The sequence below is a fragment of the Scytonema hofmannii PCC 7110 genome (assembly GCF_000346485.2).
Classification (GTDB): Bacteria; Cyanobacteriota; Cyanobacteriia; order Cyanobacteriales; family Nostocaceae; genus Scytonema; species Scytonema hofmannii.
On sequence record NZ_KQ976354.1, the window covers coordinates 2,872,052 to 2,896,779 of the forward strand.

Consider the following 24,728-nt stretch of genomic DNA (forward strand, 5'->3'; position numbering starts at 1 on the left):
ACAACTAACTATTACATAAAGACGCTATCAAGCAAAAACTCTATTTTATGAATTTTTGATGTTATAAATAGTACGTAATAAAGCCTTAACCTATTATTAATACGGAGATCGGATACTCAAAAAACAGTCTCCTATAATGTGACCATAATTCAAATGAAACATCTACTTTCCGCGATTGGCTGCTCGTTCATCATGTCTACTCTGAGTATTGCAGGGTTTGCATCATCAGCACGCGGTATTTCTCTTGCTAGCACTCTTGCCCTTCCCGGTGAAAGTACGGATTTATTCCCGTTTCAAGGCAACAGTGCCAATATTAATCGTTTGGGATATTTTTCCGATCTCTACTACGATCGCTATAACAAAGTGTACTATGCATTAGGCGATCGCGGTCCTGGTGGCGGAGTTATCTCCTACCAAACACGAGTACAAAAATTGACTCTAGATGTTAACCAAAACACTGGAGCCATATCCAACTTTAAGGTACTAGAGACCATTTTATTTACTAAAGATGGTCAGAATTTTAATGGTTTGAACCCCGAAAAACTCAATGGCAATGCAGGAAATTTAGGTCTCAGTTTCGATCCAGAGGGATTTGCCATTGCACCGAACGGCAATTTCTATATTTCTGACGAATACGGTCCCTCTGTATATGAATTCAAACCAGATGGTTCTTTTGTCAGAGCATTCGCAACGCCACAAAATCTCCTACCTAAAGAAGCTGATGGAGATCTCAACTTTGTTGATGGGCGTCCAACCATTACCAATGGTCGTCAGGATAACAGAGGATTTGAAGGGTTAACTCTTAGCCCAGATGCTAAAAAACTCTATACACTATTGCAAGATCCTCTAGTTAATGAGGGTTCCCCAGATGGAAGAGTCAGTCGCAATTTAAGGCTGGTAGAATTTGACACAGCAACAGGACAAAGTACGGCTCAGTACATTTATGAAGTCGAAAGTCTGGCAAGTATTAACGAGCGCATTCCTGGAACAGAAAATGATTTTGGACCCAACTCTCAAGGGCGTAATATTGGAATCAGTGCTATTACAGCCCTCAATGACACAGAATTCTTAGTGTTAGAAAGAGATAATCGCGGGTTTGGGGTAGAAGACCCATTAGGGAATATACCTGTTGGTAGCAAACGAATCTACAGGATTGACTTGACGGGCGCAACAGATGTGAGCGATGTCAGTTTGGCAGGAAGCAACACTTTACCAACAGGTGTTAAATCAGTTGGTAAAACCTTATTCTTAGATATTGCTGAATCTCTTAAGGCAGATGGGCAAACAATACCAGAAAAGTTTGAGGGTTTGGCGATCGGTCCTCAACTCAGTGATGGTTCCTACGCGCTCTTACTGGGAACTGATAATGACTTTAGCGTCACCCAAAATGATGACGATGTTCAATTCGATGTTTGTACTAACAATACTCAAGTCACAATTGACAGTGACTGTCCAGATGGTAGTTCTCTAATTCCTGCATACCTCTATTCATTCAAGGTAAGTGCTTCTGAATTAGGCAAATTTATTCCACCCCAAAAAGTACCCGAACCAACTGCAACTGCTGGGCTGATGTTGCTTGGTTTAAGTAGTTTATTACTCAAGCGACGCAAATAATCTCTCAGTGAGTCACTGGTCACTGGTCACTGGTCACTGGTCACTGGTCACTGGTCACTGGTCACTGGTCACTGGTCACTGGTCACTGGTCAAACGCTCCCTCTTCTAAATTCTTAGATTTTGCCTTTGCTTTATTGGCACTGCGCTTGAGGGAGGAAAGCCTTGCTTCAAATTTAGACCGTTGACGTTTACCAGGAGTTGTATCAATTAAAGTTTTTAAAGCGCTACCCAAGCTTTTGTAGGCGTTGGGAAGAGTATAGCCAAAACGAGTTGCTAGGGCAATAGCCTTCTCATCAGCTTCTACTAATTCTTTTAATTGCTTCTCGCCATTATTTTTTTGGTATAGCCGCCAGCCTGACACGCCGCACAAAGCCAAAGCCAGTACGAGCAGCAAGCCATCTTGAACCCATAGTTCGCCAACAGCACCCCCCAAACCAATTGCGAGGGCGGCCATTTCCCAACCATCTTTGGGAATAGTATCATTTTGAATGCGAGCGACTTCATGCCAGAATAACAGGTTGCGCTGATCCATCGCCAATGCATCCCATTTAGCCAAGTCAATTTGAATTTCTACCTGGTCTTTACCAATTTCTTCAGAACGGATCAGGAGTGGATTCACCTCAGTGGTACCTTCGACCGTAACCCAGCTCTGTAATTCTGGCGGTAACAAGCCTTTTAACCGCCTGAGTTCGCTCATTTCTGCTCTAGCAGTGGAGGTTGCATAAGATGTCATATTATCCAGCAGGGTGAAAACTTCAGTATATAGAGAGTATCACTTTGGAGTATAGCTATTTCACTAGCAAATCGGCTCAGTCGTGAGGAAAACTTCCACGTCTTTTTCGGGCTTCCATTGCCTTTTCTAAAACGTCTAGCAATCCAGGAGCTTGTTCTTGAATGCTCAGTAAAATTCTCTCTCCAAGTTCTACATTCCCAGGATCTTGACCTGTTTCCATAACCTCTGTCAGTCGGGGTAATGCGACAGTATCTACAAGCTGGATTAACCCGTGCAAACAACGGTTAAACTGTTTTTCTGTCAAAATTGAGTCCTCTAGAGGAAACTCAATAATGGCACGAATTTCACCGTCTGATGGGTCGTACTCCCATTGCAACATTTTCGTTTCCCAAGAAATGGAAAGCATTGTTTGCAGTATGGCAGCTTTGTAGGGATGCTCTTGGATTCCCGATAGCACTTGGGGCGCAAAGAGACGGAAGAACCTTCCTTCTTCATCCAGTTGAACAACAATGAGAAAGTCCTCTAAGTTATCACTTTCTACTCCTGTAATAATACGGTCATCTTCTTCATCAATCCGGTATTCCCAACCAAGGTTGTCTAAATACTTGGCGATTTGTTGCAGATTTACTGCCATAAAAGCCTCATAAGTTCAATGGAGCCTGCGTTACCAGACCTAGTTTAACCTGCCAGGGTCAAGACGTAGAATGCGATTGTTACCTTCTGTTTTATTGACTCCTGTTCTCTACGCACAAGTGTTAGTCAAAAAAATGACATTAAAATGACAGAAACCTATGCAGTTTTTCTTTGTCCTTATATAAAATAGGATAATTGTAGAGAGAACAGATACCACTATGACAGAAGAAGAACTACGACAAGAAATTCTCCAAGAGATGGAAGACATAGCCCCTTCAACATTGGAGGAGGTACTACATCTAATTAAAAAACGCAAACAGGAGGAGCTGGAAGAAGATATCAGAGAGTCTCATGCAGCGTTGAAAGAAGAGGGTAGCATTCCTTGGGCTGAGTTAAAGAAAGAACTGGAGTTAAAAAATTGACCAATTCTGAGCTTTATCGCGTGCGTGCAGGCAACTATCGCATCATTTATCAAATCCAAGACGATGTGCTGCTGGTAACGATTGTTCGCGTTGGACACCGTAGAGACGTTTACAAAAATTAATAACATAGTCTCTTGCGGTGTCAGGATTTTTCTGATTTATTACAATTTTTATTGGTATTTTTACCCTGGTCATTCTTACATTTAATCATTTGCTAACGCGAACAGCTTCCACAATCTAAGCCGCCATTTTAAACTGGATTACTTGTTCATTGATACTCACCCTGGTATTAACGAAAAAACTCTTTAGTATTTGTTCTAATACAAAATACCGTTATATGAGCTTTCTTACTTCTCAGAAATCCTCTTACAAAATGCATAACTATGTCTAATTATACGACTATAATAAATGCCATCATTCAACGGACTAAAGCTTTTGAAGATGACCTACCAGTAAAAAATAATGCTTGCCGCTCAAAGTTCTTTCTTCACCCACATCCAACTTCCAAGGTTTGCCTTTTTTTTCATGGATTTACGGCTGGTCCTTACCAGTTTGAACCTATAGGAAAAACCCTATTTGACGCTGGTTATAATGTTTTAGTTCCCTTACAGCCCGGTCATGGAGTTGCAGGAAATTGGGATGGTGATAATCCCCCTCCCCTTTCTACAGAGGCAGAAGTTTATCAAGAGTTTGCACTTTACTGGTTAGAACTTGCACAAAGTTTAGGGGAACAAGTCATAGTAGGAGGACTCTCTACAGGAGGAAATTTAGCCGCTTGGTTATCCCTAGAACGTCCTCAAGAAATTAACAAATCTGTACTATTCGCTCCTTATATTGGTGGAACGAACTTACTAGTAAATTTATTTGTGGAAATTTTGCCTATTTACTATGAATGGTTAAATAAAGATAATCCGGGAAATTTTGGCTACAAAGGTTTTCGCGTTCCGGCTTTACGGATTTTTCTAGATATGGGTGAAGAAATGCTCGACAGGGTGGGAAAGCAACCTATTGCACCAATTTTTGTGATTGTTGCGGAAAGCGATCGCACAATCAATCATGAGGATTTACAAGATTTGTTCCAAACTACACTTCAACGTCAACCTAAGTCCTGGTATTTTTTCTTTGATAAACTTTTTGATATTCCCCACACCATGATGACTCAATCTGAGGGTAATCAATACCAAGATTTACTCATTACTATAGCTAAAGCTTATATTGAGAGTGATATTACTTGGGCTGAGTTGATGGAAATTGGTCATCAAATACTGCAAGGAAAAACTTTTGAGGTTGTTGTTGAAAAACTCAATTTAACTCAACGAATTTCTTTAGATTTGTCTGTTGTGTTAGCCGTGATGGATAAGAAAATAATTATTGATGCTCATTAGTTCAGAGGAGGTTTCAATCCCCGTTCAACAGCTACTTTCAAAGCTCTCGCTTTACGCACCAAGCCTCGTCGGTAGATCTGCAGTAATTCATCTAATTGTCTCACGTCTAGCTCATTAAGTTGACCCTCCCGGTTACGTGCTAAGAGATCGCTCAAAGACTCTTGCTGTTGAGGAATCATCTGTAGATCGCACAAAGCTAAAACCTGTTCGTTCGGCAATGACTCCACAGGTAAGTCGGTAATGGCGCGGTCAATGAATTCTACTAATACATCCTCAAATCGCCGATGGGTAAGGGCAGCAATTTCTTTTACCTGCTGTGCTAGCGTCTCAGGAAGTTCTATCGTGACGATTTCAGCCATTTCTTATCAGCTTAGTTTCTTAAACTTCATTATAAACGAACGTTTATAAACAATCCCAGCAATTTTGTTTTTGTTTTGTTAGATCTGAGAGCGACGGAAATATTTATAAAGCTTCTATAGATATAGAAGAACTTCATGAATTTATTTCAGCTTTTAGATAAGTAGAACGGGCGAGGACGCCCGTGCCACAAGAGCCAAATTAAACCTAAGTTGATGATACTTAGCTTATTTATCTTGGGTAAAAACTTCTAATGTAAAGCAACTGAAGCCAGCAGTGTCAAAATGACGAGTACCACGATATAACAAAGTTGGATGTACTAACCAATCGACAACTAAGCAAAATTCATTTCCACTTTCAAGTTGATGAGGAGAACTAAGAGAAATTCCATCTTGAAAGTGCAGTGTTAGGTAATCTTTATTCAGATCTTCTAGCCTAGTCCATGTTGTTGCTACAGGTTCTGTCGTTGTTAAATTAGGTAGTATTGATTTGCCCTGTCCAGACCAGCGTTCGCGACTTAATTCATTGCCTGAAAGCACAGATGATTCTTCAGTAAAACCTACTAAATTTTCAGGAATTACTGTAATGTAGTTGATTGTACCATTCTGATTATATATAACTGATGCGCTTGCTCGTTTATCTTCATCTCTAAAACCAATTTCAAATCCAAAAGGAGCATTAGCACTTATTTCTGTATTTCCCCAGGAGTAGCTATTATCTAAAAACAATACTGAAAATGACTTGCCCAAAAATAATAATGTTGTGTCAGGTTTAATGTATGAACTAATATTTTTACTCTCAGTCTTACCATCAGCATATGTATAGTAATTTTGATGGATGATTTCATTACCGTCATCATTCAAAGAAAAACTTCTAATGCTTTTAAAAGATTGAATAGCTTTTCCATCTGGAGAGTACCTCGTCCAAATGCCATGCCAATTTTCTCCAGCGTGATACTGGCAAAAATTATTCCAATTTTGGAGTTGAAGGTCTACTGTTGTATCTATCTTTAAATTTGCCATACAAGAGTTCCTCTCTAACTTGATAAAATTCTTTTTTGGAATCGTAAACTTTCAGGAATGTATTTAGACACAATAGATTAAGGAGTAAGCACACTATACCCTCGCCAGCGCAGTAATACTGCTGCTTGGGCTTTCAGTAACATAAAAAGATCTGCTTCATCCCATGAAGGCGGACTAGCAGCTTGCAAAGCACGAAGAATAACTTCTTCCAAAGGGCGTTGTGTCGCATGAGCAGTATTGACTAAGCGCTGATAGAGTATTTCTGGAATTTGAAGTGTAACAGTTTCAGTAGGCATAATTACTTCTTTTCAAGGAGCAAACACAATGAGTTTGACATATCTTTATGATTTAATATTAGTTATAAAATATTAAGAGTATAGTTTGGCTAAACTTTAGTTGAAAAATATGGAATTTTACACAGCGGTACTTAGACAAAATGCAGGTTATTGGGTAGCTTTATGCCTAGAAAATGGAATTGTGGGACAAGGCAATACTCAACAAGATGCGATCGCTAAGTTAAAAGATGCTATTGATTCTTTTGAAGCTGTTTATGAGAGCGATACCAATATTTACAAAGCTTCTGTATCTATAGAAGAACTTCATGAATTTTTAATGATAGAAGGCAAAGAGCAAAGTTCAGATTTTTATGAATTAAGAAAAGTTTATGCCTAAAAATATTCCATCATTAAAACCACGAGAATTAATCAAAATTTTAGAAGAAGGAGGTTGTCTATTTTTAAGACAAGGTAAAGGTGACCATTGTCTGTTTACTCGTGATATTGGAGGTAAAAGGAGAGTTGTTCCAGTAGATATGGGAGCAAAAGAGATGTCTCCTGCCTATGTTTTAAGAATTTTTAGGCAGTTTGGTTTTACAGATGAAGAAATTGAAAACTTTTTAAAGTAAAAGTTATTTCTTAGCAGCTATTAGGTATGATGAAAAATTCACAACTCAAGTAGATATTGACTAGCAAGAAAATGCTAATGTCACGTCTCCTCGTTAACCTAAAATGGCATAGTTACACTTTCCTAGATGTTCTTAGATGAGTAGAACGGGCATCTTGCCCGTTCCACAAGACAAAAAGAGTTCCACAGGACAGAAAGAGAAAAAATCTGTGGTTCTAGATATTAAAAACTGGTAGATTAACCAATCCTAAACACCGATTCAACGGTTGACATAATAGAATCTCGTGCATCTTTTAAAGTTTGGGCTATAGGATGTTTTGTTTGCAAAAAGACTCGCGCACAATTGCGTCCCGGCATTCCTGAAATAGAACCACCTGGGTGAGTTCCCGCACCTGTGAGAAATAAATTTTCAATTGGTGTTCTGTAGTTTGCTATTTCTGGTAGGGGACGGAAAAATACCATTTGATCTAAGGTCATATCAATGTGGTAGTAATTCCCTTTGTACGCACCCAATCTTTCTCCTAATTCTGCCGGACTTTCTACACGACGTGCAATGATTGCGTCTTTCACATTTGGCGCGTATTCTGCTAACTTGTCAACTACTCTATCTGCAACTTTGTTCTTGAGTTCATCCGTCCAACCCGTTCCTTTTAATCCCGTACCGTTTGCATTGGCAATTTGATATGGGGCAAAAAACTCAATCCATACGGTGTGTTTTCCTGGAGGTGCCATTGTTGGATCTAACATTGTTGGCACAACTACGTACATGGATGGGTCGGAATCTGGAATTTCTCCCAAGGTACATTTACTATGAGCTTGCTCTACATGAGCGATAGAATCAGCAATGAGTACGGAACCAATTAGATATTCATCTCTATGTTGATAGCGTTCAAACCGTGGGGCTTCATTTAAAGCTAAGTCTATCTTTAGGATAGTTTCATTGTTATTGACAATGCGACGTTCTAATCTTTCTTTTAAATTAGGATCGGCTGCATTGATATCGCTTGTATCCACTAATTGTAAAAAGACTCGCTGAGCATCAATATTGGAGATGACACCATGTTTGGCACGATACTCTGTACCATTCTCGACTTGTACGCCGACTGCACGACCATCATCGATCAAAATCTTCTTAACTTTTTGGTCTGTTAAGATTGTACCGCCTTTACTTGTTACCAAATTGACCAGAGCTTGTACTAATGCCCCAGTACCGCCACGAGGTCTTGCCATACCAGGATCGTGGCGCATTGCCATCATTATCGCACCAATGGCAATGGTTTTTTGTGAGGGGGGCGCACCTAATTCAGCCGCGAGTCTTGCAAGAGGTGCTTTTAGAAATTCTGAATCAAACCACTCATTCAGAAGATCTTCTGCACTAGTCATCATATTGCGAACAAAATCCAGCGTTTTGTTGGCAGAACCAATCACCGAAAATAAATCTTTTATTTTTGCAATATCGTAGTTGCCTAGAATATCTAATATTGATTTTGGTGGTGCGTTAAACATGGGAATCATCGCACCAAGTGCTCGCTGCCAATACTTTGTATATTCTGCATATTTTTTGGCATCGCGATCGCTATAACGAGCAATTTCTGCACAAGTTTTTTCTAGAGACTTATGACCTAAGAAGTACTTACCATCAGGATGTGGGCAGAAAACAACAGGATCGCACTCTAAATATTCTAAACCATACTTGTGCAGTTCTAATTCTTCGACAACTGGCCCCAGATGAATAAACTCGTGGTCGATCGCACACAAGTTAAATTTAAACCCCGGTGCTTCCTTTGGCAAACATTCCTCCGTTGTCGCCGCACCGCCAGGAACGGAACGTTTTTCCAACAACAAGACGCTGTAACCAGCTTTTAACAAGTAAGCAGCACAAACTAACCCATTATGTCCTGCTCCAATAATTACAACATCATACGTTTGCATACTTTATTTCAAGCCTCTAGTTTTACTTCCGATATTAGAAAACCCTTAGTAACCTTTCATCACTCGTGAGTTATAAAAATTAACCTTTGGAAAGATATATTGAAATATATACCCCCGACTTCTTCAAAAAGTCAGGGGTCTAAATATAGACCAGGTTCATCCTTAACATTAGATATAAAGTCAACATGAAGACAATGTAGGTTGGGTTTCGTTCCTCAACCCAACCTACGGAATATATGATGTTTTACAATTTAAGACGGTAGATTTTTTACATGAGCTTCTACCAAAAGTATCATACTTCCTTTTTGGACTTTCATCTCTTTAACACGTAAAGCCATATCCTCGAACATAAAGTATGGTAGTTCTAGTAGTTCTTTTACCTTTTCCATTAAAGCAACAACTATATCTAGAGCAATACCTTCTCCCTCCGTACAATTAAAGTTTTCCAGCATCACGGGTTTATCCTGAGTTCGAGGACTCGCCATTGCTGCAAAGCACAATGATTGAGTTTTGCCTTTATCTTGTACCAGGATTTTACCATTGAATGTCATTTTACCATTTACTGGCAAGTAAATTTGGATTTCTTGGGGCTTCAGAGTGACAATTCTGCCATCTACATTCAAATCAAAATTTGGCATTTTACTGCGAATGTAGTTGGACTTCAAAGCATTGTTTAAATCTGCTTCTGCTAGCACAACACGAGCAGTAGCATTGACTGGTTGGTTTAGTTCAATTTGACCAAAAAGAGCACTCAAAGGATTAACGGAAACGCCGCCTATTTGCAGTATTAATTCCTGTACGCGGATGTTTTTTATCACTAGCCCCCGACCTGCAACCGAAACTCCATCGGCTTCTCCCTGAATTATCTTCAGCAAGTCAGTTTGTACATCTACGTCTATTTTTTCAACACTATCTAGCTGTTGAGATAGCGTTCTTTCAGCAACTTGTGACAGCATTTGTTCCTCAAAATTTTGCTGTTCTAACATGAATTCACCATCTCCCTACATTTCTTACCGCCTAATCTAGACGTGGATAGTTTGGGAGTGTATCTACATGAGGATATAGAAACTTTTATTGGTCGAGCGTACTTTTGATCGTCATCTTAACGCCACCTGAAGGAACAATAGTAATTCCCCTACGTACTGGATGGACTGGATGATTATCAACCAGTGCTAATTGAAAGCGTGACAAAATTGTTGCCAATACTAATTTTAGTTCGTACATAGAAAATGCTGTGCCAATACAACCGCGATAACCTCCACCAAAGGGTAGGTATTCATAAGGTGAAAATTTCTGCTCTAAAAATCTTTCGGGCTGAAATTTTTTTGGTTCTGGATAAGTTTCAATACGCTGATGTGCTAAATAAATACAGGGAACTAAAACTGTCCCAGATTCAAATGTCTGACCTGCAATCTCTACTCTATCTTTAACCATTCTTGGCGTGCAAATTAAGGCAATGGGATGCGAGCGCAGAGTTTCTTGGCAAACAGCACTCAGGTAGGGAAGTTGAGTAATAACTTCAGGATTTGCTGTATTTTCCAAACTATTTAATTCTTGTAATAACTTATCTTTGACTTGTGGATGTGAGTGAATTAAATAAAACACCCAAGTCAAGACAGCTGCTGTGGTTTCATACCCTAAAAGTAGTAGTGAGACTAATTGGTCGCGTAGTTCAATATCTGTCATCTGTTGTCCGTCTTCGTCACTTGCTGACATTAATAGACTGAGAACGTCTGTACGAGATGATAATTGAAAACTGCTGTCTAAATTCTCATTTTCCAGACGGCGTTCGTAAATTTCTGCATAAATCAGTTTATCGATTTCTTCAATCCGTTTCTTGTAATTCCCCCAAGGACTCCACGCACCTAAATCTTTTTGTAGTGGTGGAAAGAAAAATAAAGTAGAGTATAATGGTTTTGTGATATCTTCTAATAACGAAGTTAGTCGTTCTCTTAATTTTTGATAGCGTTCCCCAGGACGAAGACCAAATACGACTTGCAAAATAATTTGTAAAGTGATATCTGGCATGACTTCTTGCATAGAAATAATTGTGTCTACCTGCCAGTTTTGTGTAGCTTCTTCTGCAATTTTGCAAATAGCTTGACCGTAAGTTGTCATGCGATCGCCATGAAAAGGTGGCATTAATAACTGACGCTGGCGGTTGTGCGATCGCCCTTCTTGTAGGACTATGGAATTTGCTCCAAACAAAGGTTCAAAAACATGAGTTGCTTTTTTGAAATCTAACTCTTTAGCAGGGATTGCAAAGCACTCTGCAATGGCTTGAGGGTGACTAAAAAATACCACAGGTGGTGAATTAAGTCCTAACACTCTTACTGAGAAAGGGTCGCCATATCGAGCAGCACTATTTTCTAGAAATTTTATAGGATTGACTATTAATTGTAATGTCTGTAGTAAGGGGAATTTCATAATCAAAAGATGTCCCAAAATTTCTTGTGGTAGAGGCTTGTAGTCCGCTACTAGTATAGGACAGGCGAGGACGCCTGTCCCACAAGATTGGGATTCCTGTTCCAATACTTTTTTTGGTTGGGTAAGTCCTTGGAGAAACCTAATAAATGTTTTTAACGAAGGAAGAAAAAAGAAGGAAGACCGAAGTTGTATCCCCATCAATAAATTGAGGGGATTTGAAATGGCAAAAATCTTGATTTTTCCATCAATAAATTGAGGGGCTTGTACCTTTTTTGGAAGAAGGAAGAGAAATTCCCTCTTCCCTCTTCCTTCTTTCCTCTTCCTTCTTCCTTATTTCGGTCAATGTTGGGTTTCGTTCCTTAATTCAACCTACTTAGATGGATTTCAAAAGTCAATGTTGGGTTTCGTTCCTCAACCCAACCTACCAGGGATGGATTCCAAATGTTGAGGTTTAATGCTATGTGGACTTGTGACTGTCATTTCTATCGGGCGATGAGGACCTGTCACTAAACCACGACGTTTTGGTTTGATATCATCTTTGGTCACCAGCGCCAAGTCTAGCTGAGAAAGAATTGTTGCCAATACCACTTTCATTTCAAACTGAGCAAATGCAGTACCAATGCAACGCCTTGCACCACCACCAAAGGGCAGATATTCGTATGGGGAAAATTGCCGTTCTAAAAAGCGTTCTGGTTTAAACTGCTTGGGTTCGGGGTATAAGTCCTCGCGCTGGTGAGTCAGATAAATTGAGCCAAGCAGGATTGTACCCGGTTCGAGGTCATAACCGCAAATAGAGACAGGCGTTTTAACTACCCGTGGAAAGGTCAGCATACCTACCGGATAAATCCGTAAAGTTTCAGAGCAAACAGCATTGAGGTAGGGTAGCTTTAACACAGTACTATAATCAAAGCGATCGCTCTTAGCGCAAGCTGTACCCGGCTTATCGCTCAACGAATTGAGTTCCTCTTGCAGTTTTTCTCTGACGGATGGTAGCTTGTGAATCCAGTACATTGCCCAAGTTAGGGCTGTCGCGGTTGTTTCGTGACCTGCTGTTAGTAAGGTCATTAACTCATCGCGTAATTCCTCATCTGTCATGGGCTGACCGACTTCATCTGTAGCAGCCATCAGCAAGCTAAGGATATCAGTACGGGATGGATCGGGTTGTTCTCGTCGTTCTTGAATTTCCTCTTGCAGCAGCTGATGAACTCGTGCTTTATTACGAAGAAATCTTCCCCAAGGGCTTTGTGGACCTAAATCTTTTTGTAAGGCAGGAAAATATAGCTGAAGAACTCTTATGGGAGTATTTTCGCGTTCATCTAACAGCAAACATAAAGTTTTTTCTAAGTCTTCTGCGCGTTCGCTATTATACAATCCAAACACGGCTTGCATGATAACTCGCAAAGTAATTGTTTGCATTGCATTTCTCAGAGAAAATAGCTTTTCTGGTTGCCATTGGCTCATAACTTCTTCAGTGACTTGACTCATCACTTGTCCGTAAACTTTCATTCTGTCACCGTGAAACGGAGGCATTAATAATTGCCGTTGTCTTCGGTGGGCGCTACCGCTTAAGGTAATCACAGAATTCTTTCCAAGCATTGGTTCAAAAACAGTATTCCAGTCGCTAGGTGCTTCAAATTCTTTTGTGTCACTTGTTAATATTTGTTGTAGCGCTTGGGGATTGCTGACAAAAACAACAGGTTGCATCAAGTGTAGTGTAAAAATGTCACCGTAGCGTTTGGCACAAGCTTCCATTTGCGCCATGGGGCTGAGAATCCAATGTAGAATTTGGATAAGACCTGGAGTTTGGGAAATGTTTGGTAGTTTCATAAGCTATTATTATTGCACCTACTTTTTTTGCCAATGAAACTAACTTTAGATAAACATTTTTTTTAAAGTTGATAGATTAGCTACTTATCGGAATTCTCTTTGATTTTTGAAATCTACGTAGGGTGGGCATTACCGAATCTCAAAGCCAAGAAGAGCGTTTGCATGATTTTGAGTGTTTATCTTCTAAATTATAGGTTATAATCTTAACTTGTTACTCAGTCGCAAGGCTAAATGTTTGTAGTGTGAAATTTGTCAAACTAGAATCTTTATAATTGCGAATACCACGTTGCAGTAAATTATGATAAATCTGCCACTCTATCGCTGCTAAAAAAGATTGGCCAATGGCAACTTTTCGCGGACAACTGATGGAAATACCATCGCTAAAATGGAATATCTGGTAATCATCAGCTAGATTTTCTAATGGTTTCCATGATGCCGGAACTGGAGATGATACCATCCAATTAGGTGTCATGTTTTTAGCTGTTCCCACCCAATTACCGCTCAACTCTTTTGCAGAGGGTGGAGATGCATTTTCTGGGAAAATTGTCAGAGTTTCGGGAATGACTGTGATTCTTTCTAAGTTGCCAGCATCATCCCACCCGATAAAAACACTTGCACGCTTGTCTTCATAGCGTAAACCTGTCTCAAAACCAAAGTTTGAACCAGATTCTACCTTTGTAGAACCCCAGGAAAAAGTATTATCTAAAAACAAGCCTCTAGTAATTGGTTTTTTATAGGGACCAAAGGTCTTCGTTTCCTTTGTGCCATCAGCATATGTATAGTAGTTTTGGTGATGAATTTCATTGCCATTATCAATAACATAAAAACTTCTAATACAATGAAAAGTCTCTAGGATTTGTCCATCAGCAGAGTATCTTGTCCAAGTGCCGTACCAGTCGTTATTAGCATGGTATTGGCAAAAATTATTCCAATTTTGTAGTTGTGCTACCGTTGTTTCCGTACTCATAATTACTTTCTGTTTACTCCTAAGTTGCAAAATACTTTAGAATTTGTGATTTCAAAACTGGAGGAAAGATGAAAACCGTTGAAGATTTAATGACTCGTGCTAAAGAACTCAGTAAGCAAGCTGTTGAACTCAGGCGTAAAGGTTCCGAAGTGTACGAAACTAATACCGAACTTGCCAAGCACTTTAGGCAACAGGCTAGAGTTGCTATGAAACGCTGTCAAGTATTGATACAAGAATTGAAACGTCAACAAGTAAGTTAAAAACTGGCAATCCAGATAGACAGCCAGGTTCAAACTCTACGCATTGGAAGCTCCTCCAGCACGAAGGGCTTTTTTCATTTTACTAAAGTAATGTCATTATCAAGCTTTTGTGAGTATAGTCACACGGGTTCTCGAACCATTGTAGATTTCTTCAGTTACGCGGTATCCAGGAATCCTAACAAGAGTCTTCCCAAATCAGTAACGCCAGTTTAGTGTTAACTGTTAAATTTTATTGCGATTTATTTCTGGATTCTTTTTCAGTGCAGTATTGCCGGATAATGACGCAAACGGGTATTCTCGCCTTCTCCTGGGTCAATAAAGCAAATTTTTTTACTGACACTACCATAAAGCCATTCAATTATATAATTCATGACATTTAAGATTACTATCGTTAAATGACTAAATAGTAATTTATGCTGACAACATGAAAGTTGTAAAATTTTTGTTAAATTGAACAAGCATTTATTTTGCCTCTTCAGAACACTTAAATAAAGGTACTCAGCATGACAGCAATTAGCCCAAAGGAAACTTCAACGGCTCCCAATTTTTGTGAAGGAATTCAATACTTTGGCGGATCTATCCCAGGTTTTGAAACTTATGGCAAAAGACCAGCAGTAGAGTCGGGTGATTCTGCGATCGCCAACCCCTCAGATCCAGCAGCCGTCTTCCAAACCTTACTTGCTGCTGATGCTTTGCGCTATCTGACATTGCAGATAACTGGTAGTAAAGCCTCCGGACACCCAGGTGGATTTGCCAGTCAAGCGGAAGCCTATGCATCGCTTGTCATGCTTGGTTACAAAAATATTATTACCGAAGTGGGACATCACGCTCCTGGCTTTTACAGTGCCATGTTCTTGGATCGTTCTCTAGAGGACATGGGAATTCATACAGTGCAGCAATTGCGCGATCGCTTCCGGGAAAAGCACGGGTTGTTAGGGCATCTCTCCGGCTACATTCCCGGTATCTTAGCACCTGCGGGTCCTTTAGGACAGGGGCAACATTTTGCAATGGCGGCTGCGCTGCTGCACAAAGACAAGCTTTTTCCCTTTACTATTGGTGATGGTGGATTGGGCGAACCTTATATCATGAGTTCGATGGCGCACTTCCACACGGCTTTTCCTGGCGTGACTAACTTTTTACCCGTTTTGGTATGGAATGGTTACAGCCAAGAACACCACAGCATGGTGTCTCTCAAAACCAACGAACAGATGATCGCTTACTGGCGGGGTAATGGTTTTGAGGAAGTTGTGTTAGTCGATGCTAAAGAATTTGACGATGCAAACCAATCAGGAGACTATGTTGATAGTACAGCTTTTTCCTTTGAGCAGAGGTTAGCTTTTACTCAAGCTGTACTCTCTGGTGTAGATAAAGCTGCAAGTTCGGCTTTAGGGGGTAAGCTGACTGTTTTTATTATCAAACAACTTAAAGGTGCAGGAGTTCACGCACGAGGTGCGAAGTCTCATAACCTCTATCCTAAAGATACTTTAGATGCACCCCATATTATTAGTGCGCTAGTTGAACGCGCTCTACCTGTGGAAGCTTGGGAATTGGTACGGACAAATTGCGAACGTGCGGGTGGGGGTCCTGCAGCGAAGACTGTTGTGACAGAATTTGAATATCCTTTGCCAGACTTAGGCGAATTGCCTTTGGAAGAATATGCTGTTGGTGGTGATGCAAAAGTTTCTACCACAGCAATGGGACGATTGGTAGCAAAAGTTGGACAGGTAGATCGTGATTTCCTCGTCACGAATGCTGATGGTAACGAAGCATCTGGGATTGCTAATATTAACCAAGCACTGAAGATTATTCACCCTACCACTGACGATCTATACAACCAAACACCAAATGGACAAGTTTACGAACCTTTGAGTGAAGATGCTTGTGCGGGGTTAGCTGTTGGTTTGTCTTTAATGGGTGCGAGAACTTTATGGTGTTCTTATGAATCTTTTGCTATCAACGGATTACCTATTTGGCAAACCGTGACGCAAGCAATGGCAGAATTGCGTCGTCCTACACCTTCGACTATTACATTATTTACTGCAGGCGCATTGGAGCAAGGGCGCAATGGTTGGACTCACCAACGTCCTGAAATTGAAGCTTATTTTGCTTCTATGATGCGGAATGGGAATGTGTTTCCTGTTTTTCCAACCGATGCTAATAGCATTCAAGTTTGTTATGACTGGGCGCTAACGACTAAGAATAAGGGGATTGTCATTACTGCTAGTAAATCTCCTTTACCTATTCGTACTACTTTTGAACAAACTCGTCAGGGATTAAGTGAGGGTGCGATCGTATTGCATGAAAGTTCTGAGAAGAAGAAAGTTGTTTTTGCTGTAATTGGAGATATGACTTTAATACCAGTGTTTGAAGCGGCTGCTTCGTTAGAACAAGAAGGTATTGGAGTGAAGATTGTTTCTGTTATTAACCCGCGTCGTTTGTATCGTCTTGGTGATACTGCTTGGGATACTTGTTCTGAACCTGATGGCGATTTTGTCAGTGATGAAAAGTTTGCTGAATTGTTTGATGGTGATGGGTTGATTGGTGTGACTGGCGGTGCTAGTGCAATGCTTGAACCTATTATGTTGAGGAGTACTAGCAAGCGGGATACTTTTGCTTGGAAGCGTGGGGAAACAACTGCGAGTGCTGGTGAGTTGATGGCTTTTAATGGTTTGACTGCTGCGGCTTTGAAGAAGCGGGGGATTGAGTTGGTGGGTTAAGTTTTGATTTTTAACCGCAGATGCACGCAGACGAACGCGGATAAATCTGGTTTTTTTGCGTGTATTTGCGATTTTGATATTGATGAAGCCATCATGTTAACTAAGTGTCAGTCAACAGATATTTGTTTGCAGTCATACATACCAAAGCCTAGCTATCTTCACATATTTCTATTTTTTTACCCTGACTCACTCAATTTCTTGATTAATTCTCTAAGATAAATTGAAAAGTATGTAATAGATATTACAGGAAGAACAAACAATAAAATAATATAAAAATTTTGAATGTAATTCATTGTTGAGAAAGAATCGGGTGGAGCAGAAGGGGAAGGTTTTACTTCAATTAAAGAAGATGGTTGTTCATTCTGGGATTGCAAGAACAATGAAACCTGTGATACTTTAATCATAAAAATCTCCCTTACCACTAATTTTTATCAACATAAATCTACTCCACCTTTATAAATCGTCTAATCTTTTCCAATTATTTTACTAGTTAACCCAACAAATATTGAAGTTATATATAGCGCTTCCTAGTCTGGTGAGGTACGATTTGAAATCTGTTTGTATTTTTGATAAGGGTTCAAAAAATTTAGGTGTACCTCAGGTGCTTGGGAAAGGCTATAAATGACAATAGACCAAATAGCTACTAAATTTACATTCTTAAAATTTTTCAAGTCTAAGAACATATTAGTATTTAATATAATAGCTAGGAAACTAATCCCCATAAGTATTAAAGCACCATTAATTTGCTACCAGTCATAAGCTATAATGTATGAAATATTTTTTATATAGATACAGCCATGACAAATGCTCAAGAAATAGTTCATTTAAACTTGGATTTATCTCCTGAACTTAACCAAGTGTTAGAAGAGGTTGCTAAAAAGATTGGTGGAACGAAAAGTGATGTTTTGCGTCAGGGAATTACTTTAATGCAAATGATGGCAAAAGCTAAGGAACAAACTCAGAAATTAGGCATTACTGAAGCCCATCAACATACAGCTTCTGAAAGAAGTATTCCATTGGAAGATGTACCAAAAAACCATCCATTAGAAATGTTTATGGAAAGTTTTGGTGCTTGGGAAGACGATCGCACACCAGAGGAAATTGCCAAAGATATCTATGAGACTCGTAGTACCTCTGACAGGGATTATAATTTGTGATTTACTTACTTGATACTGATACTTGTATCTATTGGTTAACCAATCGAGTCTCGGTGAGAACAAAGATTCAACAAGTAGGATGGGATAAAATTTCCATTTGCATCATCACAGTTGCTGAGTTGTACTATGGTGCATATAATTCTAATCGAGTCGAAGAAAATTTAATTCGAGCAGAATTTTTTATTGCACAGTTACCTGTTTTGCCTCTTACGGATTCTGCTGTTAAACACTATGGAGAATTAAAAGCAGAACTTCGCAGATTGGGACAACCAATTGGTGATTTTGATTTACTGATTGCTAGTGTTGCTCTCACAGGTAATTACATTTTAGTTACCAACAATACTCGTCATTACGATCGCATGACTCAATTACAATTGGAAAACTGGTTTCTACCATCATGATAGAATTATGACTGATAAAAAAGAAATGATTCGCTTTCATCTAGATGTATCTCCTGAACTTGACAGGACGTTAGAGAAACTCGCTCAAAAAATAGGTGGTACAAAAAGTGATGTTTTGCGTCAAGCAATAGCTCTGATGCAAATTGCAATAATAGCTCAAGAAAACGGTAAGAAAGTTGGAATTGTAGACACAAATCAAAGTTTGACAACTGAAATTTTGATTCCTTAAATTAATTAAAAAATATTTTTCAATATGCAAAATCCTAACAATATAGAGAATTTGATTACAGGTAGCTTGCTACATCTGTCATCAGCAACAGAGAAATTCGTTACTAAAGGTTCTCTAAATTTATCGTCTCCTGATTTACCATCTCAAGAAGATGCAGTACTTGAGCGAAAACTGCGAGAACTTAAGGCAAAACAGGAACTCAGGAAAGATTGGATTTTATTTATTGTGAGAGATGTTGTAATTTTTCCCACTACCATATTTTTTATCTTAGCTATCAGTGGCTACTCACTATTCACTTTAATAAAAAAATAGGAAACTCAACAAATGTCTGTAAATGTTGGGTTTCGTTCCTCAACCCAACCTACTGGAGGTTACCTTTAATTGTGAAAATTCACCTATTATATAAAAATCATTATAAAAGATTTCCTAGTTTGTTGAGGTACAAATTTATCAGCGTCCATCCGCGTTCGTCTGCGGTTAATTATTTCTTGCGATACCTCGCAAATGCGGGAATCGCTACATATTAATAAAATCTTGCAAGCGTTGCCAAACATCTTCTAATAAATTAGGACTCTCAGCATCAAACCATTCAATCTCGGTATATGCTCTAAACCAAGTCCGTTGACGTTTGGCAAATTGCCGTGTATGTAAAACGGTGAGTTCTTTAGCTTTCTCTAAAGAAATTTCTCCAGCTAAATATTGCTTGATTTCTTGATATCCCAAAGTATTGAGTAAAGCTAAATCCGTTCCGTACTTCTGGCAAAGAAACTCTACCTCAGCTACCAAACCATCTGCAATCATCTTTTCAGTACGCCATGCAATGCGGTTTGTCAGGTGTGCGGGATCGCAATCTAAACCAATTTGCAGAATGGGATAATCTGGAGGGTTTTCACCTTGCTGCTCGGAAATTGGACGACCAGTCACGTAAAATACTTCTAATGCTCTTAAAGTCCGCACGGGATCGTTAGGGTGAATTTTTTTTGTAGCAATCGGGTCAATTTGTTGCAACATGGCGTACAATTGCCTTTGACCTAATGATTCGAGTTGCGATCGCAGTTCTTGATGGGGTGCTACTCTAGGAATCTTCATTCCCCGCGTTATTGATTTAATGTATAGCCCTGTACCGCCAACTAAGAGGAGGGGAGGAAGGGGAGAAGGGGAGAAGGGGGGAGTGAGGGAAGATGCATCTTTATCTCCCGTGTCCCCGTGTCTAATAATAAGTGCTTGTGCTTGTTCTTGATAATCAGCAACTGTCAGAGTGTCTGTGGGGTTGCAGATATCAATTAAGTAATGAGGTACCAACTTTTGTTCATCTGTTGTAGGTTTAGCTGTACCAATATCAAACTCCCTGTATACCTGACGGGAATCTGCACTGAGAATGATAGTACCCAGTCGCAACGCCAAAGCCAATGCTAACCCTGACTTACCTGTTGCTGTTGCGCCACAAATCACAATTAATTTGGTCATTGGTTAATGGTTAGTTGTTAGTTGTTAGTTGTTAGTTGTTAGTTGTTTAAAATTACCACCAACCACTTACTACTAACCACTAACTACTAACTCATGGGGTACATCCCCATATTAAATTTGTCTTCAAATTGCCCTACAGTCGCCAGTAAGGCTTTTGTGTTAGAATTGTGGAGTGTTTTGAACTTTTTCGCCTTTGGGCGACTTTTTCACCCCACTAATCAGGAGAATTTTCATGACGAGCAGTTACAGTGCCGCTCAGATTCAAGTTCTGGAAGGTCTGGAACCCGTCCGCAAACGACCGGGAATGTATATAGGCACCACCGGTCCGCGAGGACTCCACCATCTAGTCTATGAAGTGGTGGACAACTCAATAGATGAGGCTTTGGCGGGTCACTGCACTCATGTGGAGGTGGATCTTAACGCCGATGGTTCCGTTACAGTTGTGGATGACGGACGGGGTATTCCTACTGATATCCACCCTCAAACGGGAAAATCAGCCTTAGAAACTGTATTGACCGTACTACATGCCGGGGGTAAATTTGGCAGTGGCGGTTACAAAGTTTCAGGAGGTTTGCACGGGGTGGGTGTTTCCGTTGTCAACGCCTTGTCTGAATGGGTAGAAGTGACAGTTTGGCGAGATAAAAAGGTTCATACCCAACGCTACGAACGGGGTGTTCCCATGACAGAACTGGTAGCAAAACCATCTCAGGAGGACCGAACTGGAACTGCTGTTAATTTTAAACCAGATACCCAAATTTTTACGACTACCATTGAGTTTGATTACACGACTTTATCAAGCCGCTTGCGCGAGCTGGCATATTTGAATGCAGGCGTCAAAATTACATTTACTGATAACCGTCTAGAACTACTAAAAAACGACCAACCTAGAGTAGAAACTTACGAATACAGGGGCGGGATTCGAGAGTACATTGCTTACATGAACAGAGATAAGCAGCCACTGCATGAAGAAATTGTTTACGTGCAGGGTGAACGCAATAATGTTCAGATAGAAGTGGCTTTGCAGTGGTGTACGGATGCTTATACAGACAATGTCCTCGGTTTTGCTAATAATATTCGGACGGTAGACGGCGGTACTCACCTCGAAGGATTAAAGGCAGTCCTGACTCGGACTTTGAATGCGATCGCCCGCAAGCGCAACAAAATCAAAGAAAACGAACCCAATCTCAGTGGCGAACACGTCCGTGAAGGTTTGACAGGCGTAATTTCCGTCAAAGTTCCAGATCCAGAATTTGAAGGACAAACCAAAACCAAATTAGGCAACACCGAAGTTCGGGGAATTGTAGATTCTTTGGTAGGAGAAACCCTCACCGAGTACCTGGAATTTCGTCCCAGTATCGCCGATTCCATCTTAGACAAAGCCATCCAAGCTTTCAAAGCTGCAGAAGCCGCCCGCCACGCACGGGAACTCGTGCGCCGTAAGTCGGTACTGGAATCTTCTCCATTACCTGGAAAATTGGCAGATTGCAGTACCAGAGACCCTAAAGAGTCAGAAATCTTTATCGTGGAAGGAGATAGTGCAGGCGGGAGTGCAAAGCAAGGACGCGATCGCCGCTTCCAAGCAATTCTTCCCCTACGTGGTAAAATCCTCAATATTGAGAAAACTGACGACTCCAAAATCTACAAAAACACTGAAATTCAAGCGTTGATTACAGCACTTGGTTTGGGAGTTAAGGGTGAAGAATTTGATGCGTCTCAACTCCGCTATCACCGAATAGTCATTATGAGCGTGGCTGGGGATGAACCCACCCTAGTAATGGACAATACAGGGCGTACAGAGTTTGTTTCCATTGGGCGGTTGATTGACGATTGTGTAGAAGGGCGTCGTACTGTTGACGAATACCAAGTTGTCTCTTTTGACCAAGTAACCCATGCTACCCGTTTTCGACCTCTCAAAGCTGTGATTCGTCACGGTCATGAGGAGCCGATGTACAAACTTACAACCCGTTACAACCGCTCAGTCAAGGTAACATCTTCCCACAGTGTTTTCGTTTATGAAGATGGGCAGGTACAGTTAAAGAAAGGTAACGAGGTCAAGACAGGTGATATTTTAGTTGCTAGTCGCCGCTTACCCCGTCCACAAGATTGCCCCACACGCATTGATTTACTGGAAACCTTCTACCGTGCGGAATTAACTAAAGGGCTATATGTCAAAGGAGAAGATGTCCGTCGGGTAGCAGCTTCACGGGTTTTGGCAAAAGTAGAACGCAGCGATTTGTTGAGCGAACCACGAATTGCAGTGGAAACTAATGATTGGCAACGCCTGATCGTAGCACGTCGCCAATCTGGAAAAAGTCAAATGCAGGTGGCAAGTGCCTGTGGAGTGAAGCAGCCAATTACTATTAGTCACTGGGAACGCGGTATTAATAAACCAATTTTGTCCCAATTCCTTAGTTATTTAGATGCAATTGGCTGGGATGATACGGTTGTCTACGAGCAACTGCCATCCAAACTGGATGAATGGCTTGCTCAAGATGATACGAGCAAGAATGCCCGTTGGCGTAAGGTAAGTTGCTACAAGCCATTAGATGAATTTACATCTAGTGAAGTAGCTCAGCTAAGTGATGATGTACAGATTGTCCCGCAAGCGCATGGTGAAAAAGCATTTGCACGTTACTTACCCATTACCCGTGAATTAATGTGGCTTTTGGGCTGGTATGTTGCTGAAGGGACATTGAGCAAACATCAAGTGAGCCTTAACTTGGGTAAAAAGGACGAGCAGTTCATACCAGAAATCAAAGCTGCTGTTGAAGCAGTCTTTGGTGAAACACCACGTCAGTATAACGATCCCAACAGTGATGGTATTAAGCTCTACTTCCACAGTGTGGCTGCAGCTAGATTGCTACGAGCATGGAATGTAGCTGAGCTAGCACATCAAAAGAAATTGCCAGATATTTTGTTTAGTGTGTCTGAAGAACTGCAACTCGCTTTCTTGGAAAGTTATTTCCTTGGTGATGGTACGACAGTAGGTAAACACCTATCGTTTACGACAAACTCCGTTCAGCTTAAGGATGGTTTGTTATACCTGTTAGGGCAACTTGGCATAATTGCTGCGAACAGTTATCATCAACCTTCACAAAATCCTGATGCGCTTATTCAAACAAGGCATCCCTACTACAGCATTACGATTTGTGGTAAAGAGCAAATTGCTAAATGCCGTCAGATTTGGCAGCGACACGCAAATGCCCAAAAGCTAGAGGTGTTACTGGCAAGTGTTGCTCGTAAGGCTCAAGACTACGTGCATATCAGTGATGATTTGATGGGATTGCGTGTCATTCGTGCTGAGGAAATTGAACCAGTCGGTGAGTATGTTTACGACTTCTCAGTTCAAGATGATGAAAACTTTGTCTGTGGAACTGGTGGTTTGTGCGCGCATAATACGGACGCTGACGTAGATGGCGCTCATATCCGTACTCTATTGTTAACTTTCTTCTATCGGTATCAGAGGGCGCTGATTGAGCAGGGCTACATCTACATTGCTTGTCCTCCACTCTATAAGGTGGAAAGAGGCAAAAATCATAAGTATCTTTACAGCGATCGCGAATTACAAGAGCATGTGAGAACTTTTCCCGAAAATGCCAACTATACCATCCAACGCTTCAAAGGTTTGGGTGAAATGATGCCCCAACAGCTTTGGGATACGACTATGGACCCCGCACAGCGTACTCTCAAACAAGTGGAAATTGAGGACGCGGCTGAAGCCGATCGCATTTTCACAATTTTGATGGGCGATCGTGTAGCCCCCCGTCGCGAATTCATTGAAACCTATGGTTCTAAACTTAACCTGATGGATTTAGATATCTAAAAACTTTGTTTGTCAAACCCTGCGTTTTGGGTCATTCTCGTTTCTTCGTTCCCAGGTTCCACCTGGGAATGTTTATTTTGAGGCATTCGCGCTCAAAAAATTTCATCACCAATCATGAAAATCCCTCTTCCCCACTCCCTACTCCCCACTCCCTACTCCCCACTCCCTATTTTCTACACATACGGTTGGATTTATACTTTGAGCAAATATTTTGGCAGTAAATATTTTTAAAGTTTTAGCTTACAATCTTTAAAGTTATTAAGAAAAACTATAAGAAAAATTTATGAATCTCACTCTACAGACACAGTTATTTATTTCTGAATAAACGTATTAAAAGTCACAGTATTTCAACAAAATATATGTAAATTGTAATCATAATATTGTCGATCTCTCTATAGTTGGTGGTATGCACCCTCAACCAATAGCCCTATGACCTAGCACATACTGAGAAT

At 40.4% G+C, this 24,728-nt stretch carries 23 protein-coding genes and 3 pseudogenes; 15 read left to right on the plus strand and 11 right to left on the minus strand.

Features of this window, described 5'->3' with window-relative positions; all coding sequences use genetic code 11:
• The first annotated feature begins 144 nt into the window (after positions 1–144).
• Entirely contained in the window at positions 145–1,614 is a 1,470-nt protein-coding gene (locus tag WA1_RS12310; RefSeq protein WP_026135322.1) for an esterase-like activity of phytase family protein, read from the plus strand.
• Between the two features lie 82 nt (positions 1,615–1,696).
• Here WA1_RS12310 and WA1_RS12315 read toward each other — a convergent pair whose 3' ends face one another.
• On the minus strand, positions 1,697–2,347 hold the full coding sequence (locus WA1_RS12315; protein WP_017749498.1) for a DUF3318 domain-containing protein: 651 nt from the start codon (positions 2,345–2,347) through the stop codon (positions 1,697–1,699).
• Positions 2,348–2,423: 76 nt separating this feature from the next.
• Positions 2,424–2,981 carry a type III secretion system chaperone family protein gene (locus WA1_RS12320; protein WP_017749499.1) on the minus strand — a complete coding sequence of 186 codons (558 nt, stop codon included), beginning with the start codon at positions 2,979–2,981 and terminating at the stop codon, positions 2,424–2,426.
• Between the two features lie 217 nt (positions 2,982–3,198).
• On the opposite strand from WA1_RS12320, the gene WA1_RS52690 reads away from it, so the two are divergent.
• The 3 genes from WA1_RS52690 to WA1_RS12330 all read left to right on the plus strand — a co-directional run bounded on the left by WA1_RS52690 (position 3,199) and on the right by WA1_RS12330 (position 4,787).
• Positions 3,199–3,402 carry a hypothetical protein gene (locus WA1_RS52690; protein ID WP_017749500.1) on the plus strand — a complete coding sequence of 68 codons (204 nt, stop codon included), beginning with the start codon at positions 3,199–3,201 and terminating at the stop codon, positions 3,400–3,402.
• Complete coding sequence (locus WA1_RS52695; RefSeq protein WP_017749501.1) at positions 3,399–3,524, plus strand: type II toxin-antitoxin system RelE family toxin; 126 nt, start codon at positions 3,399–3,401, stop codon at positions 3,522–3,524. The genes WA1_RS52690 and WA1_RS52695 overlap by 4 nt, the downstream gene beginning before the upstream one ends.
• Positions 3,525–3,785: 261 nt before the next feature.
• Complete coding sequence (locus tag WA1_RS12330) at positions 3,786–4,787, plus strand: alpha/beta hydrolase (protein ID WP_017749502.1); 1,002 nt, start codon at positions 3,786–3,788, stop codon at positions 4,785–4,787.
• Here the strand turns inward: WA1_RS12330 and WA1_RS12335 are convergent.
• The 3 genes from WA1_RS12335 to WA1_RS12345 form a co-directional block, all read right to left on the minus strand.
• Positions 4,784–5,146 (minus strand): hypothetical protein, encoded by a 363-nt coding sequence (locus WA1_RS12335; RefSeq protein ID WP_017749503.1) that lies wholly within the window; start codon positions 5,144–5,146, stop codon positions 4,784–4,786. The two genes, WA1_RS12330 and WA1_RS12335, sit on opposite strands and share 4 nt — an antisense overlap.
• 225 nt (positions 5,147–5,371) lie before the next feature.
• Positions 5,372–6,166 carry a DUF3598 family protein gene (locus WA1_RS12340; protein ID WP_017749504.1) on the minus strand — a complete coding sequence of 265 codons (795 nt, stop codon included), beginning with the start codon at positions 6,164–6,166 and terminating at the stop codon, positions 5,372–5,374.
• Positions 6,167–6,243: 77 nt separating this feature from the next.
• Positions 6,244–6,462 carry a hypothetical protein gene (locus WA1_RS12345; RefSeq protein ID WP_017749505.1) on the minus strand — a complete coding sequence of 73 codons (219 nt, stop codon included), beginning with the start codon at positions 6,460–6,462 and terminating at the stop codon, positions 6,244–6,246.
• Positions 6,463–6,571: 109 nt separating this feature from the next.
• Here WA1_RS12345 and WA1_RS12350 point away from each other — a divergent pair, with 109 nt between their 5' ends.
• Both WA1_RS12350 and WA1_RS12355 read left to right on the plus strand, forming a co-directional pair.
• Positions 6,572–6,838, plus strand: a complete 267-nt coding sequence (locus WA1_RS12350) for a type II toxin-antitoxin system HicB family antitoxin (protein ID WP_017749506.1) — start codon at positions 6,572–6,574, stop codon at positions 6,836–6,838.
• Complete coding sequence (locus WA1_RS12355) at positions 6,831–7,070, plus strand: type II toxin-antitoxin system HicA family toxin (protein WP_017749507.1); 240 nt, start codon at positions 6,831–6,833, stop codon at positions 7,068–7,070. The genes WA1_RS12350 and WA1_RS12355 overlap by 8 nt, the downstream gene beginning before the upstream one ends.
• 236 nt (positions 7,071–7,306) lie before the next feature.
• On the opposite strand, the gene crtO is transcribed toward WA1_RS12355, so the two are convergent.
• From crtO to WA1_RS12380, 5 genes are all read right to left on the minus strand, one after another.
• Positions 7,307–9,001 (minus strand): beta-carotene ketolase CrtO, encoded by a 1,695-nt coding sequence (gene crtO, locus WA1_RS12360; protein ID WP_017749508.1) that lies wholly within the window; start codon positions 8,999–9,001, stop codon positions 7,307–7,309.
• Between the two features lie 251 nt (positions 9,002–9,252).
• On the minus strand, positions 9,253–9,987 hold the full coding sequence (locus tag WA1_RS12365; RefSeq protein WP_017749509.1) for an LmeA family phospholipid-binding protein: 735 nt from the start codon (positions 9,985–9,987) through the stop codon (positions 9,253–9,255).
• A gap of 85 nt (positions 9,988–10,072) precedes the next feature.
• Complete coding sequence (locus WA1_RS12370; RefSeq protein ID WP_026135324.1) at positions 10,073–11,428, minus strand: cytochrome P450; 1,356 nt, start codon at positions 11,426–11,428, stop codon at positions 10,073–10,075.
• 411 nt (positions 11,429–11,839) lie between these two features.
• A complete protein-coding gene (locus WA1_RS12375) occupies positions 11,840–13,255 on the minus strand; it encodes a cytochrome P450 (protein ID WP_017749511.1) in 1,416 nt (471 codons plus the stop codon).
• A 211-nt stretch (positions 13,256–13,466) separates the two neighbouring features.
• Positions 13,467–14,222 carry a DUF3598 family protein gene (locus tag WA1_RS12380; protein WP_017749512.1) on the minus strand — a complete coding sequence of 252 codons (756 nt, stop codon included), beginning with the start codon at positions 14,220–14,222 and terminating at the stop codon, positions 13,467–13,469.
• A 68-nt stretch (positions 14,223–14,290) separates the two neighbouring features.
• Between WA1_RS12380 and WA1_RS12385 the strand changes: the two genes are divergently transcribed.
• The 6 genes from WA1_RS12385 to WA1_RS12420 all read left to right on the plus strand — a co-directional run bounded on the left by WA1_RS12385 (position 14,291) and on the right by WA1_RS12420 (position 19,298).
• A complete protein-coding gene (locus tag WA1_RS12385; RefSeq protein WP_017749513.1) occupies positions 14,291–14,482 on the plus strand; it encodes a hypothetical protein in 192 nt (63 codons plus the stop codon).
• Positions 14,483–14,985: 503 nt separating this feature from the next.
• A complete protein-coding gene (locus WA1_RS12390; RefSeq protein ID WP_017749514.1) occupies positions 14,986–17,199 on the plus strand; it encodes a phosphoketolase family protein in 2,214 nt (737 codons plus the stop codon).
• Positions 17,200–17,996: 797 nt separating this feature from the next.
• Positions 17,997–18,356, plus strand: coding sequence for a ribbon-helix-helix domain-containing protein (locus WA1_RS12405; RefSeq protein ID WP_017749517.1), 360 nt, complete (start codon positions 17,997–17,999; stop codon positions 18,354–18,356).
• Complete coding sequence (locus tag WA1_RS12410; protein WP_017749518.1) at positions 18,353–18,757, plus strand: type II toxin-antitoxin system VapC family toxin; 405 nt, start codon at positions 18,353–18,355, stop codon at positions 18,755–18,757. Before WA1_RS12405 ends, WA1_RS12410 begins: the two co-directional genes overlap by 4 nt.
• 7 nt (positions 18,758–18,764) lie before the next feature.
• Positions 18,765–18,986: a hypothetical protein gene (locus WA1_RS12415; protein WP_017749519.1), complete on the plus strand. Its 222-nt coding sequence runs from the start codon at positions 18,765–18,767 to the stop codon at positions 18,984–18,986.
• Positions 18,987–19,010: 24 nt separating this feature from the next.
• Positions 19,011–19,298, plus strand: coding sequence for a hypothetical protein (locus WA1_RS12420; protein ID WP_017749520.1), 288 nt, complete (start codon positions 19,011–19,013; stop codon positions 19,296–19,298).
• A 204-nt stretch (positions 19,299–19,502) separates the two neighbouring features.
• On the opposite strand, the gene miaA is transcribed toward WA1_RS12420, so the two are convergent.
• Complete coding sequence (gene miaA / locus WA1_RS12425; RefSeq protein WP_017749521.1) at positions 19,503–20,453, minus strand: tRNA (adenosine(37)-N6)-dimethylallyltransferase MiaA; 951 nt, start codon at positions 20,451–20,453, stop codon at positions 19,503–19,505.
• Positions 20,454–20,685: 232 nt separating this feature from the next.
• On the opposite strand from miaA, the pseudogene WA1_RS61315 reads away from it, so the two are divergent.
• The 3 pseudogenes from WA1_RS61315 to WA1_RS61325 form a co-directional block, all read left to right on the plus strand.
• Positions 20,686–22,206 (plus strand): annotated as a pseudogene (locus WA1_RS61315) (DNA gyrase subunit B); the annotation flags it as partial.
• Positions 22,207–22,230: 24 nt separating this feature from the next.
• Positions 22,231–23,838: pseudogene (locus tag WA1_RS61320) on the plus strand (LAGLIDADG family homing endonuclease); the annotation flags it as partial.
• A 12-nt stretch (positions 23,839–23,850) separates the two neighbouring features.
• Positions 23,851–24,276 (plus strand): annotated as a pseudogene (locus tag WA1_RS61325) (DNA gyrase subunit B); the annotation flags it as partial.
• Positions 24,277–24,728: the final 452 nt, after the last annotated feature.

What these genes read in the sequence shown, in the direction of transcription:
- WA1_RS12345 (WP_017749505.1), bottom strand. Translation starts at nt 6,462, where the DNA reads ATGCCTACTGAAACTGTTACACTTCAAATTCCAGAAATACTCTATCAG.
- WA1_RS12330 (WP_017749502.1), top strand. Translation starts at nt 3,786, where the DNA reads ATGTCTAATTATACGACTATAATAAATGCCATCATTCAACGGACTAAA.
- miaA (WP_017749521.1), bottom strand. Translation starts at nt 20,453, where the DNA reads ATGACCAAATTAATTGTGATTTGTGGCGCAACAGCAACAGGTAAGTCA.
- WA1_RS12335 (WP_017749503.1), bottom strand. Translation starts at nt 5,146, where the DNA reads ATGGCTGAAATCGTCACGATAGAACTTCCTGAGACGCTAGCACAGCAG.
- WA1_RS12355 (WP_017749507.1), top strand. Translation starts at nt 6,831, where the DNA reads ATGCCTAAAAATATTCCATCATTAAAACCACGAGAATTAATCAAAATT.
- WA1_RS12370 (WP_026135324.1), bottom strand. Translation starts at nt 11,428, where the DNA reads ATGAAATTCCCCTTACTACAGACATTACAATTAATAGTCAATCCTATA.
- WA1_RS12350 (WP_017749506.1), top strand. Translation starts at nt 6,572, where the DNA reads ATGGAATTTTACACAGCGGTACTTAGACAAAATGCAGGTTATTGGGTA.
- WA1_RS52690 (WP_017749500.1), top strand. Translation starts at nt 3,199, where the DNA reads ATGACAGAAGAAGAACTACGACAAGAAATTCTCCAAGAGATGGAAGAC.
- crtO (WP_017749508.1), bottom strand. Translation starts at nt 9,001, where the DNA reads ATGCAAACGTATGATGTTGTAATTATTGGAGCAGGACATAATGGGTTA.
- WA1_RS12375 (WP_017749511.1), bottom strand. Translation starts at nt 13,255, where the DNA reads ATGAAACTACCAAACATTTCCCAAACTCCAGGTCTTATCCAAATTCTA.
- WA1_RS12420 (WP_017749520.1), top strand. Translation starts at nt 19,011, where the DNA reads ATGCAAAATCCTAACAATATAGAGAATTTGATTACAGGTAGCTTGCTA.
- WA1_RS12380 (WP_017749512.1), bottom strand. Translation starts at nt 14,222, where the DNA reads ATGAGTACGGAAACAACGGTAGCACAACTACAAAATTGGAATAATTTT.
- WA1_RS12320 (WP_017749499.1), bottom strand. Translation starts at nt 2,981, where the DNA reads ATGGCAGTAAATCTGCAACAAATCGCCAAGTATTTAGACAACCTTGGT.
- WA1_RS12365 (WP_017749509.1), bottom strand. Translation starts at nt 9,987, where the DNA reads ATGTTAGAACAGCAAAATTTTGAGGAACAAATGCTGTCACAAGTTGCT.
- WA1_RS12315 (WP_017749498.1), bottom strand. Translation starts at nt 2,347, where the DNA reads ATGACATCTTATGCAACCTCCACTGCTAGAGCAGAAATGAGCGAACTC.
- WA1_RS12405 (WP_017749517.1), top strand. Translation starts at nt 17,997, where the DNA reads ATGACAAATGCTCAAGAAATAGTTCATTTAAACTTGGATTTATCTCCT.
- WA1_RS12385 (WP_017749513.1), top strand. Translation starts at nt 14,291, where the DNA reads ATGAAAACCGTTGAAGATTTAATGACTCGTGCTAAAGAACTCAGTAAG.
- WA1_RS12390 (WP_017749514.1), top strand. Translation starts at nt 14,986, where the DNA reads ATGACAGCAATTAGCCCAAAGGAAACTTCAACGGCTCCCAATTTTTGT.
- WA1_RS12415 (WP_017749519.1), top strand. Translation starts at nt 18,765, where the DNA reads ATGACTGATAAAAAAGAAATGATTCGCTTTCATCTAGATGTATCTCCT.
- WA1_RS12340 (WP_017749504.1), bottom strand. Translation starts at nt 6,166, where the DNA reads ATGGCAAATTTAAAGATAGATACAACAGTAGACCTTCAACTCCAAAAT.